10 protein-coding genes and 1 pseudogene are annotated in these 16180 nt (G+C 49.5%); 6 read left to right on the forward strand and 5 right to left on the reverse strand.

The window, feature by feature from the left end; genetic code table 11:
- Positions 1–12: 12 nt before the first annotated feature.
- Genes atpG through O3681_RS06635 form a run of 3 tightly spaced genes read left to right on the forward strand, consistent with a single transcriptional unit; the run spans position 13 to position 2760 of the window.
- Positions 13–888, forward strand: a complete 876-nt coding sequence (gene atpG / locus O3681_RS06625; RefSeq protein ID WP_371459568.1) for a F0F1 ATP synthase subunit gamma — start codon at positions 13–15, stop codon at positions 886–888.
- A 38-nt stretch (positions 889–926) separates the two neighbouring features.
- Positions 927–2324, forward strand: a complete 1398-nt coding sequence (gene atpD / locus O3681_RS06630; protein WP_003683789.1) for a F0F1 ATP synthase subunit beta — start codon at positions 927–929, stop codon at positions 2322–2324.
- Positions 2325–2334: 10 nt separating this feature from the next.
- A complete protein-coding gene (locus tag O3681_RS06635) occupies positions 2335–2760 on the forward strand; it encodes a F0F1 ATP synthase subunit epsilon (protein ID WP_049331696.1) in 426 nt (141 codons plus the stop codon).
- Between the two features lie 366 nt (positions 2761–3126).
- Here O3681_RS06635 and O3681_RS06640 read toward each other — a convergent pair whose 3' ends face one another.
- From O3681_RS06640 to O3681_RS06660, 5 genes are all read right to left on the reverse strand, one after another.
- Complete coding sequence (locus O3681_RS06640; RefSeq protein ID WP_070826409.1) at positions 3127–4839, reverse strand: flotillin family protein; 1713 nt, start codon at positions 4837–4839, stop codon at positions 3127–3129.
- 206 nt (positions 4840–5045) lie between these two features.
- Positions 5046–5711, reverse strand: coding sequence for a YqiJ family protein (locus O3681_RS06645; protein ID WP_371459569.1), 666 nt, complete (start codon positions 5709–5711; stop codon positions 5046–5048).
- Positions 5712–5809: 98 nt separating this feature from the next.
- The gene (locus tag O3681_RS06650) at positions 5810–6244 is read right to left on the reverse strand and encodes a hypothetical protein (RefSeq protein ID WP_371459570.1); all 435 of its coding nucleotides are present in this window, start codon (positions 6242–6244) and stop codon (positions 5810–5812) included.
- Between the two features lies 1 nt (position 6245).
- Positions 6246–6914 (reverse strand): PspA/IM30 family protein, encoded by a 669-nt coding sequence (locus O3681_RS06655; RefSeq protein ID WP_371459571.1) that lies wholly within the window; start codon positions 6912–6914, stop codon positions 6246–6248.
- A 53-nt stretch (positions 6915–6967) separates the two neighbouring features.
- A complete protein-coding gene (locus O3681_RS06660) occupies positions 6968–7468 on the reverse strand; it encodes a hypothetical protein (RefSeq protein ID WP_371459572.1) in 501 nt (166 codons plus the stop codon).
- Between the two features lie 181 nt (positions 7469–7649).
- Here O3681_RS06660 and polA point away from each other — a divergent pair, with 181 nt between their 5' ends.
- From polA to O3681_RS06675, 3 genes and pseudogenes are all read left to right on the forward strand, one after another.
- Positions 7650–10445, forward strand: a complete 2796-nt coding sequence (gene polA, locus O3681_RS06665) for a DNA polymerase I (protein ID WP_371459573.1) — start codon at positions 7650–7652, stop codon at positions 10443–10445.
- Positions 10446–10490: 45 nt separating this feature from the next.
- A complete protein-coding gene (locus tag O3681_RS06670; protein ID WP_371459574.1) occupies positions 10491–12611 on the forward strand; it encodes a sel1 repeat family protein in 2121 nt (706 codons plus the stop codon).
- A gap of 115 nt (positions 12612–12726) precedes the next feature.
- Positions 12727–16069, forward strand: a pseudogene (locus O3681_RS06675) (DUF2339 domain-containing protein).
- The last annotated feature ends 111 nt before the right edge of the window (positions 16070–16180 follow it).

Genomic DNA, 16180 nt, shown 5'->3' on the forward strand with positions numbered 1-16180 from the left:
AAGGAGTCTGAAATGGCAGTTGGAAAAGAGATTCTCACCAAAATCCGTAGTGTTCAAAATACCCAAAAGATCACTAAAGCGATGCAAATGGTGTCGACCTCTAAAATGCGGAAGACTCAAGACCGGATGCGCTTAGCGCGTCCGTACGCCGAAAAAGTGCGTACAGTGATGAGCCATCTTGCACAGACTAATGCCGATCATGGTATCAAATTGTTGGAGCCGCACCGCGAAGTGCGTCGTGCCGGTTTCATTTTGATTACCTCGGATAAAGGTTTGTGTGGTGGCTTGAACGCAAACGTACTGAAAAAGTTTTTGGCGCAAGTTCAAGAGTATCAGGAACAAGGCATCGAAGTCGAAGTCGTGTGCCTGGGTAGTAAAGGTTTGGCTGCATGCCAAAGCATCGGTTTGAATGTTATTGCCAGCGCAATCAATTTGGGCGATACCCCAAAAATGGAATTGCTGCTCGGCCCTCTGACCGAAATCTTCCAACGTTATGAGAAGCATGAATTAGACCGTATCCATATGGTTTACTCACGTTTCGTCAATACAATGCGCCAAGAGCCGCGTATGGAAGTTTTGCTGCCTATCGGTGAAAACGTTATTGACGACGGAACAGGTCATTCTTCATTTACTTGGGAATACCTCTACGAGCCGAGCCCTATCGCCGTATTGGAATATTTGGTTCGCCGCTATTTAGAGTCTGTGGTTTATCAGGCATTGAGCGACAACATGGCATCTGAACAAGCCGCACGTATGGTAGCGATGAAAGCCGCAACCGACAACGCAGGCAATGCCATTAAAGAATTGCGCTTGGTGTACAACAAATCGCGTCAAGCCGCGATTACCACAGAATTGTCAGAAATTGTAGCAGGTGCAGCGGCAGTTTAATGCCGTCTGAAGCCTGAACAGGAAATTAGGATACGATAATGAGCCAAGGCAAAATCGTACAAGTTATTGGTGCGGTGGTTGACGTGGAATTTCCACGCGACGCTATCCCGCATGTTTACGATGCCCTGAAATTGGACGAGAACGGTCTGACTCTGGAAGTTCAACAGCTTCTAGGTGACGGCGTTGTCCGTACTATTGCAATGGGTAGTTCAGACGGCCTGAAACGCGGCATGTCTGTAAGCAATACTGGTGCGCCAATCACTGTGCCGGTAGGTAAAGGTACATTGGGTCGTATTGTCGACGTATTGGGTACGCCTGTTGATGAAGCAGGTCCGATTGATACCGACAAGAGCCGTGCCATTCACCAAACTGCTCCGAAATTCGACGAGTTGTCTTCAACTACCGAATTGTTGGAAACCGGTATTAAAGTGATCGACTTGCTGTGTCCGTTTGCTAAGGGCGGTAAAGTAGGTCTGTTCGGTGGTGCCGGTGTGGGCAAAACCGTGAACATGATGGAATTGATCAACAACATCGCCAAAGCGCACAGCGGTCTGTCCGTGTTCGCAGGTGTGGGTGAACGTACCCGTGAAGGTAACGACTTCTACCACGAGATGAAAGATTCCAACGTATTGGATAAAGTAGCCATGGTGTATGGCCAAATGAACGAACCTCCAGGCAACCGTCTGCGCGTTGCTTTGACCGGTTTGACTATGGCCGAATACTTCCGTGATGAAAAAGACGAAAACGGTAAAGGTCGCGACGTATTGTTCTTCGTTGACAACATCTACCGTTACACTCTGGCCGGTACCGAAGTATCTGCACTGTTGGGCCGTATGCCTTCTGCAGTGGGTTACCAACCGACATTGGCTGAAGAAATGGGTCGTTTGCAAGAGCGTATTACCTCTACCCAAACCGGTTCCATTACTTCCATCCAAGCCGTATATGTACCTGCAGATGACTTGACTGACCCATCTCCAGCGACAACTTTCGCCCACTTGGACGCGACCGTCGTATTGAGCCGTGATATTGCATCTTTGGGTATTTACCCGGCAGTTGACCCGCTTGACTCTACTTCACGCCAATTGGATCCGATGGTATTGGGTCAAGAGCACTACGACGTAGCGCGCGGTGTACAGTCTACTCTGCAAAAATACAAAGAATTGCGCGACATTATCGCCATTCTGGGTATGGACGAATTGTCTGACGAAGACAAACTGACTGTGATGCGTGCCCGTAAAATCCAACGCTTCCTGTCTCAACCGTTCCACGTTGCCGAAGTATTTACCGGTTCTCCAGGCAAATACGTTTCATTGCGTGACACCATCGCCGGCTTTAAAGCCATCTTGAACGGCGAATACGACCATCTGCCTGAACAAGCGTTCTATATGGTAGGCGGCATCGAAGAAGCGGCTGAGAAAGCGAAAACCTTAAACTAAGGAGGCCGGCATGAGCACCATGCAAGTTGAAGTGGTTAGTAGCGAGCAAAACATCTATTCGGGCGAGGCCAGCTTTGTGGTGGTTCCGACCGTTCAAGGTGAGCTTGGTATTTATCCACGACACGAGCCGATTATGAGTTTGGTACGCCCCGGCGCATTGCGTTTGACTGTTCCGGGTGAAGCTGAAGAAGTGCTGGTTGCTGTTTCCGGCGGTGTTTTAGAAGTACAGCCTGACAAGATTACCGTATTGGCAGACGTTGCCGTCCGCAGTACCGAAATGGATCAGGCGCGTGCTGAAGCAGCTAAAAAAGCAGCCGAGGCAGGTGTTTCTGCAGCCAAAGATGATAAATCTCTGGCCGAAGCGCACAAAGCATTGGCAGCAGCCATTGCCCAGCTGAAAACTTTGGACTACCTTCGTTCGCAAAAAAACAAGTAATGTGGGTTCATCAAGAAAAAGCACAACAAAATGTTGTGCTTTTTTATTTGCCTGAAGATAAGCGGTTTGATATTAAAATGTCGATAGATGAGTAGATGGCAAGCTTGAAATCGAAACGGTAGAACCGGCTTTTATGACTAAATTGTTGGTGGATCATTATTGAAGCAGTTAGCCTTGTGATTCACATTTAAAATAGCCCCCAATCTTTTAACCTCAAAAACAGATTGGATAATTCCTAATTTATTGCAACCGCAATAGTATTGAATTTATCAGTATTGAAAATATTAGCGTTTTTCTGAGCTTGTATACAAAAAAGGCCGTCTGAAAAGTTTCAGACGGCCTTTAAATCATTATTGCGGCATTCGTTTATGATTGGTCGATGGTTTTATCCAGTCCTTGGGTCAGACCGTTGATATCGCCACCATTCAGTCCCAACTCTTTCAAGAGACCGTCGACCAACGGGGCTTGGCTGCGGTAGCGCAGGGCGCTGTTGACCATTTGGTCTGCAAGGCTGGCTTGTGTGGTTTGGCCGTCTGAAACACCTTCCGCACCGTTTGCACCACCGGCAAAGCCACCCAGACCATTGACTTGCAAGATTTTGATGTCTTCGATTTTTTCCATTGGGCGGACGGATTCGCGGATGATGTCCGGCAGGTGTTTTAAGAGGGCAAGGCGGACTTGCATTTCAACCTGTTCAACGCTCAGGACGTTGGCAGCTTCGTTCACAGCGCGGGTACCTTCTGCATCAACCTTGTATTGTTGCTCTTGCGCTTGCGCCAACAGAATTTTGGCATCGGCCTCACCTTTGGCTTGCAGGCGTTGTTTCTCGGCTTCGGCTTCGGCGGCGATACGCACGGCTTCTGCGCGGTCTTGTGCAGCTTGTTTTTCAGCTTCAGCGGCAACGGTGAGCGAAATTGCGTCTTTTTGCGCGGCTTCTTCTGCGGCAATCAATTCAACCGCTTTGGCACGCTCGGCGCGTTCGGTTTCGCGTACGGTAATCACGCTTTCTTCTTCACGAACGGCGGCGGCGCGGGCTTTGTCGGCTTCGGCTTTGGCTTCGGATTCGGCACGGGATTTTTCAGCAACGGCGATGGCGCGGTCTTGTTCGGCCAATTCGATGGCTTTGCGGCGTTCAACCTCTGCCTGCTCAACGGCTTGGGCTTTTCTAATGTCTTCGTTTTTAATGTCGCGTTCGGCGGCAATACGTTTCAAATCCACTTCGCGTTCAGCGGCAATTTTGGCTTCTTCCGCTTCACGTTTTTTCTGAGATTCTTGTTCGGCAATGCTGGCCTCTTGTTCGGCGCGGCGGACAGCAATTTCACGCTCTTGTTCAAGTTTGGCGTATTCTTCTTCGCGCGAGATTTTCAGGCGTTGCTGCTCGGCTTCGAGGTTTTTGGTTTTGATTGCCAAATCGGTGTCTTGTTCGATTTCGTTACGTTTTTTGCGGCGGCCTTCGATGGTTTCGGTCAGTTTGGTCAAACCTTCCGCGTCAAAGGCGTTTTGCGGGTTGAAAAATTCGAAGCTGGTTTGGTCGAGGCCGGTCAGGGAAACGGTTTCGAGTTCGAGACCGTTTTTGAACAAGTCTTCACTCACGACTTGTTGCACTTTCTGTACGAAATCAACACGTTTTTCATGCAGTTCTTCCATCGCCATTTCGGCGGCAACGGCGCGTAGGGCGTCAACAAATTTACCTTCGACGAGGTCTTTCAACTCATCGGGAGACATGGTTTTCATACCCAGTGTTTGTGCGGCGGTCGCAATGCTCTCGGCGCTGGGTTTAACGCGGACGTAAAATTCAGCCATCACGTCAACGCGCATCCGGTCGCGGGTAATCAGCGCTTGTTGGGCTGCGCGGCGCACTTCAAGGCGCAGTGTATTCATGTTGACGGGGATGATTTCGTGCAATACAGGCAGCACCATCGCACCGCCGTTCATGATGACTTTTTCGCCACCAAAACCGGTGCGGACAAATGAGACTTCTTTGCTGGCACGGCGATACAGACGGGTCAGGATGAGGCCGAGTACAAACAGCGCGACGAGTATGACGCCGGCGATAGTGCCGATGGAGACCAAATTCATGGTTTTTCCTTTCTTCTTGTTAATATGCCTTTGGGGCGGTGGATTCAGAAGGCTTTGAGAGAAAGAGGCCGTCTGAAAGGGTTAAAAATATGTGAAATAATAGGGGGTGTTTTTTCTAATTTTTATCTCAAATTTCTAGATAGTGAGAATAGGGCGGTGAAGTATCTATTTTTCCCGTATCGATAAATCAGCGGTTTCAGACGGCCTTAATCAACCAAGCTGCCGCTCGGATTCAAAATCGCTTTAAATGTATTTCCGTTCAACGACACCAGCAATACTGCATCACCTTGTTTTAATACATCTTCAGAGTCAGGCTCTACCATCACATAATGCTGTTGGCCGTAAGCATCTTTCACGCGCACCTGCGCCGCATTGCCTACCCGAGCTTCGCCCAATACCACCGTGCCGACGCGGCCGATTAAACTTTCCTGCAAAACGGCAGTGGTTTCATCTTTCGGCATAATTTTGTACAAACCGCTAGCCGTCACGCGCACCAAGGGTAGGGAAATAAACCAAACAATGACTGCTGCCAGCGTGCCATTCAGATAACTGCCGAATACAGTGGCAAAGGCCGTCTGAAACAGATAACCCGTCAGTCCGTATACGGCAAGAAACACCACCATCAACATCAACACCGGGATACGTCCGACATACAGCCAGCTCAGGAAACGCACGAATATGCCTGCATCCGCCACATCCAATCCGACCTCGGCGTGCGCAGTTTCGGTCAGGCTGTCGGGCAACAGGTTGTCCAACCAGTCGCTGATACCGCCTGCCAGCATGGAAATGACTTCCAACACACCGAGCAAAACCATCAGCGCAATGGCAATGCCGAAGATTTCAGTTTCGGGGGCGTTGATTAAATTCCACATATTGCATTTCCTTATTCTTTTTAATTTTTCTTTATTGGAGTTGTATTTGGAATAATACATTTTTAATGTTGATGGGGTTTATTTGGATTTTATCTATTTCATCTAAGTAAATCTAAAAGCATCCATCCCCAAAAGATATATGCAATCCAAAATAAACGGTATTTGAAGAAGTTTTTAAACTTTATTTGAGTTAGGCATTTCTTCTCCAATAAATCTAAGAGTTTTTGCTGCTCTTGTTTGTCACAGTTTTCCAAGATTTCGGTTTTTAACAATTTTATGGCTTTTTTAATAGAAACTTTCCATCCATCTGCAATTAATTTGTCTCCATATTTTGCCTTCACGTCATTCATAATGATAACAACATAGAATCCCATGATTAAAATAGCAGCAACTATTGCGGGTATGGGGTGATTATCACCAAGAGACCAAACCGCGATAGTTGATAACAGCAACCATGCAGCATGGTGATTCAACATCTTATGGTAGTAAGCAATCTGATCAGCAAGCTCATAAATCTTATTAACAAAATTCATCTTATTTCCCTGCTTTCAATGCCGCCAATCGTTCGGCAATACGGTTGTTGCGGCTCAAGTCTTCCAATTCCTTCAATTTTGCCAACTGCGCCGCATCAGTACTACTGTGTATTGAGTTTTGGCGACCCATCACACGGTCGAAGGCATTGCCGCTTTTTTCGGCATCACGGGCAATGCGGTTGAGGTCGCTGCCGTTGCCACCGGCTGTTTTGCCTGTCCCCATGCTTTGCTGTGCGGCACGCCAGTCTTGCAACTGCTGCTGCATCTCGCGTTTTTTCGCCTGCAGGGCGGCAATAAAGCCTTCGAGCTCTTTTTCTTGTGCGGCACAATCGGCGATGGTGTTTTCCAAGATGGGCAGACGCGCTTCGATGTCCATCTGCTCGGCGATACCCGCTTCGGCAAGATCATCGCGACCGGCATCTACGGCAGCTTGCAGATTGGCATCGATGGCTTCGTGGCGGTTGCTTTCATCGGCCATTTTCTTGGCGGCAAGGTGTTTCTGCGCCAACACTTTGCCCAATTCGGCACGCACTTCATCTACTGCGCGCTCGATTTCGCGGATGCTTTCGTTCATGATCGCTTCAGGCGCGAGGTTTTCCGCTGCATCAATCAGGGCATGAAAACCGCCGCTCACCAGACGGCCTACTCGGCGGGATAGGGTTTCGCTCATTTGGATTTTCCTTTCGCTAAAATGTGTTTGTCTCATTTGGTATGGAGGCAGTCTTAAACTTCATTTGCCTGCTGTACAATCTTTGCCAGTTTCAATGTGTTTTCAAGCTGTTGCAATACGCTGTCGTCGTATGCCGCGCCTTTGCCGGTTACGGCGAGTTGCAGGATGCTGTCGGTGAGTCGGACGATGCGCCACATCAGTTCGCGCTCGTATTTTTTCAAATCGTCGAGGTCAGTTTCTTCGGGCAGGTCGGCAGCGAGTGTTGCGCCTAAGTCGGGCAATTGTTCAAACAACCTCGCCACGATATGCGAATGCACTCCGGCCTGTTTTTCAGCGTGCAAGATTTCGTGTTTCGCCGCTTGGAAAAATTGCTCCTGCGCCGTCAGTGCGGAGCTGTAATCGCGTGTCTGCGTATGCGCCAAGCGCGCCAGCTTGAGCAATTCGCGGATTTTTTCAGATGGTGTATTCGCTCCTTCGATTTTAAGTTCAGCAATAAAATCAGCATCTTCCTGAGTGATGCGCACACTAATTGGGATACGGTTCGTTGCATTCATATTCATTTGCTTTGGTTTGTATTCATTTAAATACAAATATACAAGATGGGATTCTGAGGCGCAATACCTGAAACCGTATATTTATGTAAACATCAGGCCGTCTGAAACTTGATTTTCGGTTTTCAGACGGCCTTTTCCTTTATAATCCGTACATTATTTTCATACACACAGCAGGTTCTCCATGTCCAACAAACCCACACTCCTTCTCGTTGACGGCTCTTCTTATCTTTATCGCGCCTATCATGCTATGGGGCAGAATTTGTCCGCGCCCGACGGTGCGCCGACTGGGGCGATGTATGGCGTGTTGAACATGCTGCGCCGGCTGCGGGCGGATTATGTGCATGACTATTGCGCGGTGGTGTTTGATGCGAAGGGCAAAAATTTTCGCCACGAGATGTTCCCCGACTATAAGGCGACGCGTCCGCCGATGCCGGACGATTTGCGCCCGCAGGCGGAAGCCTTGCCGGATTTGGTGCGCCTGATGGGCTGGCCGGTATTGGTGATTCCGCAGGTGGAAGCGGACGACGTTATCGGCACTTTGGCTAAGATGGCTAGCGAAGCAGGGTGGAACGTGGTGGTATCTACCGGCGATAAGGACATGGCGCAGCTGGTGAACGAGCGCGTGACGCTGGTGAATACGATGAGCGGCGAAACGCTGGACATTGAAGGCGTAAAGGAAAAATTCGGCGTGCGCCCCGACCAAATCCGCGATTATCTCGCGCTGATGGGTGACAAGGTGGACAACGTGCCGGGTGTGGAAAAATGCGGCCCGAAAACCGCGGTGAAGTGGCTGGAAGCCTACGGCTCGCTGGTTGGTGTAATGGAACACGCTGGCGAAGTCAAAGGCAAGGTCGGCGAAAACCTGCAAGCCGCTTTGGAACAACTGCCGCTGTCGTATGATTTGGTAACGATTAAAACCGATGTGGACTTGCACACCGAGCTTTCAGACGGCCTCGAAAGCCTGCGCCGCACTTCGCCGAAATGGTCGCAGCTTGCGGTCGATTTCAAACGCTGGGGCTTCCGCACTTGGTTGAAAGAAGCGGAAAGCCGTATGCACGAAGTGGCGGACGGTGATTTGTTCGGCAGCGATACGATAGGCGAACAGGCGGCGTTGGACATGGAAACGTCGTCTGAAAAAATCATAGAACATGCCCCCGCCCCCGAAAAGCTGGATTATCAAGCCGTTACCACCGAAGCACAGTTTGCCGCCTTGTTGGACAAACTGGCTCAGGCGGACAAAATCGGCATCGATACGGAAACCACGTCATTAGATGCGATGAATGCCACGCTGGTCGGTATCAGCATTGCGTTCCAAGCAGGTGAAGCGGTTTACATTCCCGTAGGACACAGCCTGACTGCCGCACCTGAACAACTTGATTTGCAAGACGTATTAGGCCGTCTGAAACCGCATTTGGAAAACCCAGCCCTGAAAAAAATCGGGCAAAACCTCAAATACGACCAACACGTTTTCGCCAACTACGACATCGCCCTGAACGGCATTGCCGGCGATTCCATGCTCGCTTCCTACATCATCGAGAGCCACCTTGGACACGGCTTGGACGAATTGTCAGAACGCTGGCTCGGCTTGGAAACCATTACCTACGAATCGCTGTGCGGCAAAGGTGCGAAGCAAATCAGTTTTGCTGATGTCGCTATCGGGCAGGCGACCGAATACGCCGCCCAGGACGCCGATTTCGCCCTGCGCCTCGAAGCGCACCTGCGCGCGCAGATGGATGCCAAACAGCTTGAAATGTATGAAAAAATGGAGCTACCCGTCGCGCAAGTATTGTTTGAAATGGAACGCAACGGCGTGCAAATCGACCGCGCCGAACTCGCCCGCCAAAGCGCCGAACTCGGCGCCGAGCTGATGAAGCTCGAACAAGAAGCCTACGCCGCCGCAGGCCAGCCGTTCAACCTCAACTCGCCCAAACAGCTGCAAGAAATCCTGTTCGACAAAATGGGCATCCCCACCAAAGGCCTGAAAAAAACCGCCAAAGGCGGCATTTCCACCAACGAAGCCGTGCTCGAACAGCTTGCGCCCGACTACCCCCTGCCCAAAATCATCCTGCAAAACCGCAGCCTAGCGAAACTCAAATCCACCTACACCGACAAACTGCCCGAAATGATTTCACCCAAAGACGGCCGCGTGCATACTACTTACGCCCAAGCCGTCGCCATTACCGGCCGCCTCGCCAGCAATAACCCCAACCTGCAAAACATCCCCATCCGCACCGCAGAAGGCCGCCGCGTGCGCCGCGCCTTTACCGCACCGCAAGGCAGCGTCATCGTTTCCGCCGACTATTCCCAAATCGAGCTGCGCATCATGGCGCACCTCTCCGGCGACAAAACCCTGATTACCGCGTTCCAAAACGGCGAAGACGTACACCGCCGCACCGCCGCCGAAGTATTCGGCATCGTCCCCGAAAACGTCTCGTCCGAACAACGCCGCTACGCCAAAACCATCAACTTCGGCCTCATTTACGGCATGGGCCAATATGGCCTCGCCAAATCGCTGGGCATCGACAACATCTCCGCCAAAAACTTTATCGACCGCTACTTCGCCCGCTATCCCGGCGTCGCCGAATACATGCAGCGCACCAAAGAACAAGCCGCCGCGCAAGGCTTTGTCGAAACCTTGTTCGGCCGCCGCCTCTACCTGCCCGACATCCACAACAAAAACGCCAACGCCCGCGCCGGAGCCGAACGCGCCGCCATCAACGCCCCCATGCAAGGCACCGCCTCCGACCTCATCAAACGCGCCATGATAGACGTATCTCGCTGGCTTTCATACGACCTCCTGCAAAGCAAACTGATCATGCAGGTGCATGACGAATTGGTATTGGAAGTACCCGAAGCCGAGCTGGATTTAGTCAAAGAAAAACTGCCGCAGATTATGGCGAAAGTGGATGAAGGGATGTTGAACGTGCCGCTGGTGGCGGAGGTTGGTGTGGGTATGAATTGGGAAGAGGCGCATTGAGATTGTGTGGCAGTTAAGAGATTGTTTTGATAAAGGGGTAAAGTGATGAAAGTTCAAGCTTTAATTAATGAAGGCTTTGAGTTATTAGGGAGCAAAAAATTTGACGAGGCTATTGAGAAGCTGAATCAGGCTTTAGATGGAATTGAAGATAAAAGTAGTCAAATTCAATGGCAAGACCGTATCCAGTTTTTGCTTGGTCGTTGTTATTTAGAGCAGGCGCAAAAAGCCAAAGGGAAGGCTTCGGAACAGTTATTTGAACAGGCAATTGAGCATTTTCAACAGAGATTGCGTCTTATCAAGCGACTGAGGGACGAAGACGGTATTCAAAAACAGTGCAGTACTGAATCTTTGCTAGGAGGTTGCTATTTTGAACAAGCAATGAGAGCTGAAGGCAAGGTTGCGGCTACGTTGTTTGTGCAGGCAGTTGAGCATTTCCAACAGTGGTTGAGTCTTGCTAAACAGTTGAAGGATAAAAACAGTATTCAGAAAGCCTTATCTTGGCTAGGCCGCTGTTATTTAGAGCAGGCGATGAAAGCCGAAGGAGGGAATTCTGAAAGATTGTTTGAGAATGCCATAGAACAGTTCAAAGAGAAATTACGTCTTGCTGAACAGCTGGGGGATGACAACGGTACTCAGAAACAGATCAATGCCCTATCTTGGCTAGGCCGCTGCTATTTAGAGCAGGCGATGAAAGCTGAAGGAGGGGGTTCTGAAAGATTGTTTGAGAATGCCATAGAACAGTTCCAAGAGGGATTACGTCTTGTTGAACAGCTGGGGGATGAAAACAGTATTCAGAAACAAATTATTGCCCTATATTGGCTAGGTCGTTGCTATTTAGAACAGGCCATTTCAATTAAAGATAAAAAAACTTCTCAAGCTAAAATATTGTTTAAGCAAGCCGAGGGATATTTTTCATCTGTTGACAAGCGTTTATCACAATTGATTGATAAGTCTGAAAGAGAAAAATTAAAAAAGAGAATTAATGAATTATTACGAGAGTCTTATTTTCTTCAAGAAAAATGGCAACATTATTTTGATCTGAAAAAGAAGGGTATACGGGAAAAACTATTCGAAAATATTGAAAATAAAAAAGATAATTTAACCGATGCTATCTCGACCATTCTGGCGGTTTTAAATATTCCGCCTTTAGAATTGAGAGAGATTCCTCTTGCCCATTACACTTCACCTTCAGTATGCGAAAGATTATTCGGTATTGTCAGTGATAAAACTAATGATAAAACCGATGATAACTATCCTGTTGACAATAGCAAGGTTAGTCCGATGAGAATCGGTAGTTCTACTTATATGAACGACCCGACTGAAGGGGAAGGGCTATTGGAGTTGTTGAATCTGCAGGATTTGGAATTGGAAAACAAGGCCGATTGCCCCGTCTATAATGCTTTCTTTACCTGTTTTTCCAGTCGCGTAAATGACTTGAATCAGTTCCGTCTGTATGGCAAAGAAAATGGCGTGGAAGCATCGGGCTGCTGCTTGGTATTTAATAAAAGCGAGGATTGGTTGAAAGATCCTGATATTTCTGCTTCGTTCGGAAGTTTTACAAATAAGCTGAATGAAGATTTTGAAGAATCAGTAGAGGCAGATGGAGCGGATTCAGAAGATGAAAACCTACCGCTTTATCAGGTAGCTTATATCGCTTATCAAGATGAATATGTTGCTAAAGAAAAATGCAGTATATGGTTGCAGAATAAAAATAACTCAAAATTTGGCATCCGTTTAAAATACTTTGGAAATAAGGGTTGGCATGAGTGTCGTATCGGTAAGCTTGAAGAAGCATTGAAGCAGTTAATTAAAATTTTCAAGGGTAAAGCTAAAATCGATGATGAAGACAGAAAAGCTTTGGAATACATCCGCTATCTGTTTAAGGATTTTGCATTCCGAGATGAAGAAGAGTTCCGCCTGCTGAAAATCGAACAAATCGGCTCGGATAAAATCGAATATTGCGAAGCCACAAAATCTATTTATCTGCCTTATGCCGATGTGCGTGATATTGTGGATGAAGTGATTTTGGGAACGAATTACGAAAAGAGTGGAAATCATCGCAAGGCTGAAGTGTTTCAGCACTTAATGCGGAAATATTATCCAAATGTTAAAGTGTCCCGCTCATCGTTGCCGATCAATGCGAATCCGCCGATTAAGAAGGATTAATCAATCTCATGTCGTCTGAAAATCCCTAAACATTTTCAGACGGCCTTTTTTATGCTGATTCTCTATATTCTATTCGCCGTATGCTTTTGTTTGCGGCCTTTTATCTCTTTTTTTCATGAATAATGTTGCCGGTGTTACAATCGGCATATTCTTATTGTTATCAAACAGGTGTTTCATGCAGTTTTTCGGCCTGCTTATTCCTATTATTATCGGCTATTTTCTTGATGAGATGGCCACGGGCGTCATTATTGGGTCGTTGTTTTGGCTGGTTGCTTGGTCAATCGCCAAACAACGCCAAGAAGAGCGTTTGGCTGAATCTGCTACGGCAGGCGACAGGATGCAGAAGCTGGAGCAGGAAATCGAGCTGCTGAAACGGCGTTTGTCGGTGTTGGAGCATGAGGCTATCCGTGATGAGGCGAAGGTAGGGCAGGGGCTTGAGGCTTTGCCTGTTGCCGATGTTCAGACGGCCTCAGAGCCGCTTCATGTTCGGGTTGAAGCGGAAGCTGCGCCGGTTAAGCATAAGATTGAAGAGGCGTTTGCCCCTTCTTTTTCTATACCTATTGATCCTGTTTCTGCCAAGGCTGCTGCTTCGTCTGAGCCTGTTGTGGAAGAAGTTGTCGAGGCGGTTGCTCCGGTTGCTGCTGAACAAGAAGAGCAGTCTAAGGAAGAGGCTGTTGTTGCTTCGATGCCGTCTGAAAGCGAAGAAGCGCCAATCGCGTCAATTCGTTATCCATAAAGATAAGGTGGAAGGCGGAGAGTATAAGTTTTCCGACAATCCGATTGTTGCTTGGTTCTTGCGCGGCAATCCGTTGTTGAAAACCGGTATTGTGGTGCTGTTCCTCGGCTTGGCGTTCCTCTTGCGCTATGCCTCTGAGCGGGTTCATGTGCCGGTGGAGCTGCGTTATCTGACTGTGGCAGGCGCGGGTTTGGCGGCGGTGGTCGGCGGCTGGAAGCTGCAAAGCCGTAAGCGTGAATATGGCTTGGTGTTGCAGGGTTTCGGCGTGGCGGTGATGTATTTAACGGCCTTGGCAGCGTTGAAACTGCATCCGCTGCTGCCTGTGTCGGTCGTGTTCGGGCTGATGGTGACGATGGTTGTGCTGATGGCGTGGCTGGCGGTAAGGCAGAATGCGCAAATTATGGCGCAGGTTGCTTTAATCGGCGGTATGGCCGCGCCTTTGCTGACTTCAGACGGCAGCGGCAATTATTTGGTGCTGTTTTCTTATCTTGCCCTGCTCAACGGCGGTGTGGCCGCGATTGCTTGGTTTAAGGCATGGCGTCCGCTGAATCTGACGGGTTTTGCCGCTACTTTTGCGATTGCTGCGTTGTGGGGCATGCGAAGTTATACGCCGCAACATTTCGCCACTACCGAGCCTTTCCTGATTTACCACTGGCTGCTCTATACCTTTATCGCTTATCTGTTCGCACGCCGTAAGCTGACGGAAAACAGCGAAGACAGCGTTACGCCGATTGCAGACAATGCGACTTTGGAAGAAATCGGCAAGAGTATTTATACACACGGCCTGCGCGTGCATGTCCTCGACCATACTTTATTGTTTGGCACGATGGCGGCGGCGTTCGGCCTGCAATACCGCATGGTGGAGCATTGGCCGTCTGCGGATGCGCTTTCCGCATTGGGTTTTGCCGCTGTTTACGCACTGGCCGCGCTGCTGCTGAAACGCCAGCAGGGGCTGTATATTTTGCGTCAGGCGTTTTTTGCGTTGGCGGTGTTGTTCCTCACGATTGCCGTTCCGCTTTATTTTGAACCGAGCAATACGGTCATTTTGTGGAGTGCTGAATCCGCATTGGTTTATTTCTTCGGTTTGCGCCAACAGCGTCCGCATATCCGTTTGGGTGCGCTGATGGTTTATCTCTTGGCGGCACTGATTCAGCTGGGCAATTATCAGGGCTTCGGCACGGATACCGTTCTGGAAGGGCAGTGGTTTACAACGGTTGTGGTGTTGCTTGGCGGAGCGGCGATTTACTTGCTGTGGTATTTCTCGCGTCGCGAAGGTTCGGCGCAATGGGAAAAATCCGTTCAGACGGCCGTCTTGTCTGCCGCCTTGCTGTACATCTCTATTTTGCCTTTGCTCTTCTTGGCCGACCAAGGCAGCATTGTCGCTCTCTCCGCTTTGGCGGCGGCGTGGGCATTCTGCCGGCGCAAACATGAGCCGAATGTATTTATCACATTTGTCTTGGGCAATGTATTGTTCGCCCTGTTGCTGCAAGCCGGTATTATTTATGAATCCCAAGGCTTCCTGAGCCATCTGTACCTTATTGCCGCTACGCCTTTGCTGTTTGCGGCTGCCTACGCGCTGCAATATCCGCGTATGCCGGTTGCAAGCGAAAAGCCGGAAGGAAACGAGGTTTACTTTGCGCAGATTTCAGGCTGGATCATCCTGCTTACTGCGTTGGCAACAGGCAGCTACGCCCTTTATATGCAATGGACAGGCGAGGAAACCCTGTTTATCGAGTTGTGGATGTGGCCGATATTTGCCGGCTTGCTGCTGTTTGCAAAACGTTTGAAATGGGAAGAGTTGCTGCAGGCAAACTTGGCATTCCTGCCCGTGTTTGCCATGCATTTCGTCTTCTACCATACCGAACACGCATGGACAGCCGCCGCAGCCTTGCCGCTTGTGGCCGCCACCGTGTTGAACTTCATTATTTTGAACAACTATCCGCGCCATGATCTGATTTGGTTGCACAAACTCAATATCACAATACTCGGCGTACTTTGGACGCTTTGGACGGCGCTGTATGTCGGCGGCCTCCTCTCCGGCGTTTGGTCGCAGCTCTCATGGCTGGTTGTGCCTTTGGCGATGTGGATTGTTTTCCATACGCAGCGCCAACGCGAATTTTTCAGACGGCATCAAGCCATTTATCAGCATTTTGCTATGCCGTTGTGCGCCCTTGCGGCTGCCTGTTGGATGCTGTGGACCAACTTCTCCACGCCGTTCCAACCTTCGCCGTTGCCGTATGTTCCCGTGCTCAATCCGGTGGAACTCGCCAGCGCCGGCATGCTTTGGTTTGCACTGAAATCCCTGCCTGAAGCCTTACCGCCCGACCTTCGCCGTACCACGGCAACCACAGTTTCCGCCTTGGCATTTATGCTGATCAGCGCAGGCGTGATGCGCGTATGGCATTTCTACGACGGCATCACTTGGCGTCTCGACATCATGCTCCAATCCTTCGGCCTGCAAGCCAGCCTCTCCGTCGTTTGGGCAGTAACCGCCATCATCTTGATGGTACTCGGCAACCGCCGCAAACAGCGCTCCTACTGGATGACAGGCGCGACGCTGATGGGCATCGTGGTCGTCAAACTCTTCCTGATCGAGCTTTCCAACAGCGGCGGTATCGAGCGCATTGCCTCCTTCATCATCGTCGGCCTGCTGCTGCTTCTGGTCGGCTGGTTTGCCCCTGTTCCGCCCAAAGCAGAGAATGATGGCGAATCTAAAGCCTAATCATTAATCTCAAATAAAAAGGCCGTCTGAAAAAGCAGCGTTATCTGTTTTCAGACGGCCTTTATTTTTTAGAAGGTGCAATCTGCTTTGTTCTAGAATGTCTAATCGTAT

The sequence above is a fragment of the Neisseria sp. 27098_8_158 genome (assembly GCF_041433145.1).
GTDB classification, from domain to species: Bacteria; Pseudomonadota; Gammaproteobacteria; order Burkholderiales; family Neisseriaceae; genus Neisseria; species Neisseria subflava_E.

Coding starts and splice junctions, on each gene's coding strand:
- atpG (WP_371459568.1), top strand. CDS start 13: ATGGCAGTTGGAAAAGAGATTCTCACCAAAATCCGTAGTGTTCAAAAT.
- atpD (WP_003683789.1), top strand. CDS start 927: ATGAGCCAAGGCAAAATCGTACAAGTTATTGGTGCGGTGGTTGACGTG.
- O3681_RS06635 (WP_049331696.1), top strand. CDS start 2,335: ATGAGCACCATGCAAGTTGAAGTGGTTAGTAGCGAGCAAAACATCTAT.
- O3681_RS06640 (WP_070826409.1), bottom strand. CDS start 4,839: ATGAATTTGGTCTCCATCGGCACTATCGCCGGCGTCATACTCGTCGCG.
- O3681_RS06645 (WP_371459569.1), bottom strand. CDS start 5,711: ATGTGGAATTTAATCAACGCCCCCGAAACTGAAATCTTCGGCATTGCC.
- O3681_RS06650 (WP_371459570.1), bottom strand. CDS start 6,244: ATGAATTTTGTTAATAAGATTTATGAGCTTGCTGATCAGATTGCTTAC.
- O3681_RS06655 (WP_371459571.1), bottom strand. CDS start 6,914: ATGAGCGAAACCCTATCCCGCCGAGTAGGCCGTCTGGTGAGCGGCGGT.
- O3681_RS06660 (WP_371459572.1), bottom strand. CDS start 7,468: ATGAATGCAACGAACCGTATCCCAATTAGTGTGCGCATCACTCAGGAA.
- polA (WP_371459573.1), top strand. CDS start 7,650: ATGTCCAACAAACCCACACTCCTTCTCGTTGACGGCTCTTCTTATCTT.
- O3681_RS06670 (WP_371459574.1), top strand. CDS start 10,491: ATGAAAGTTCAAGCTTTAATTAATGAAGGCTTTGAGTTATTAGGGAGC.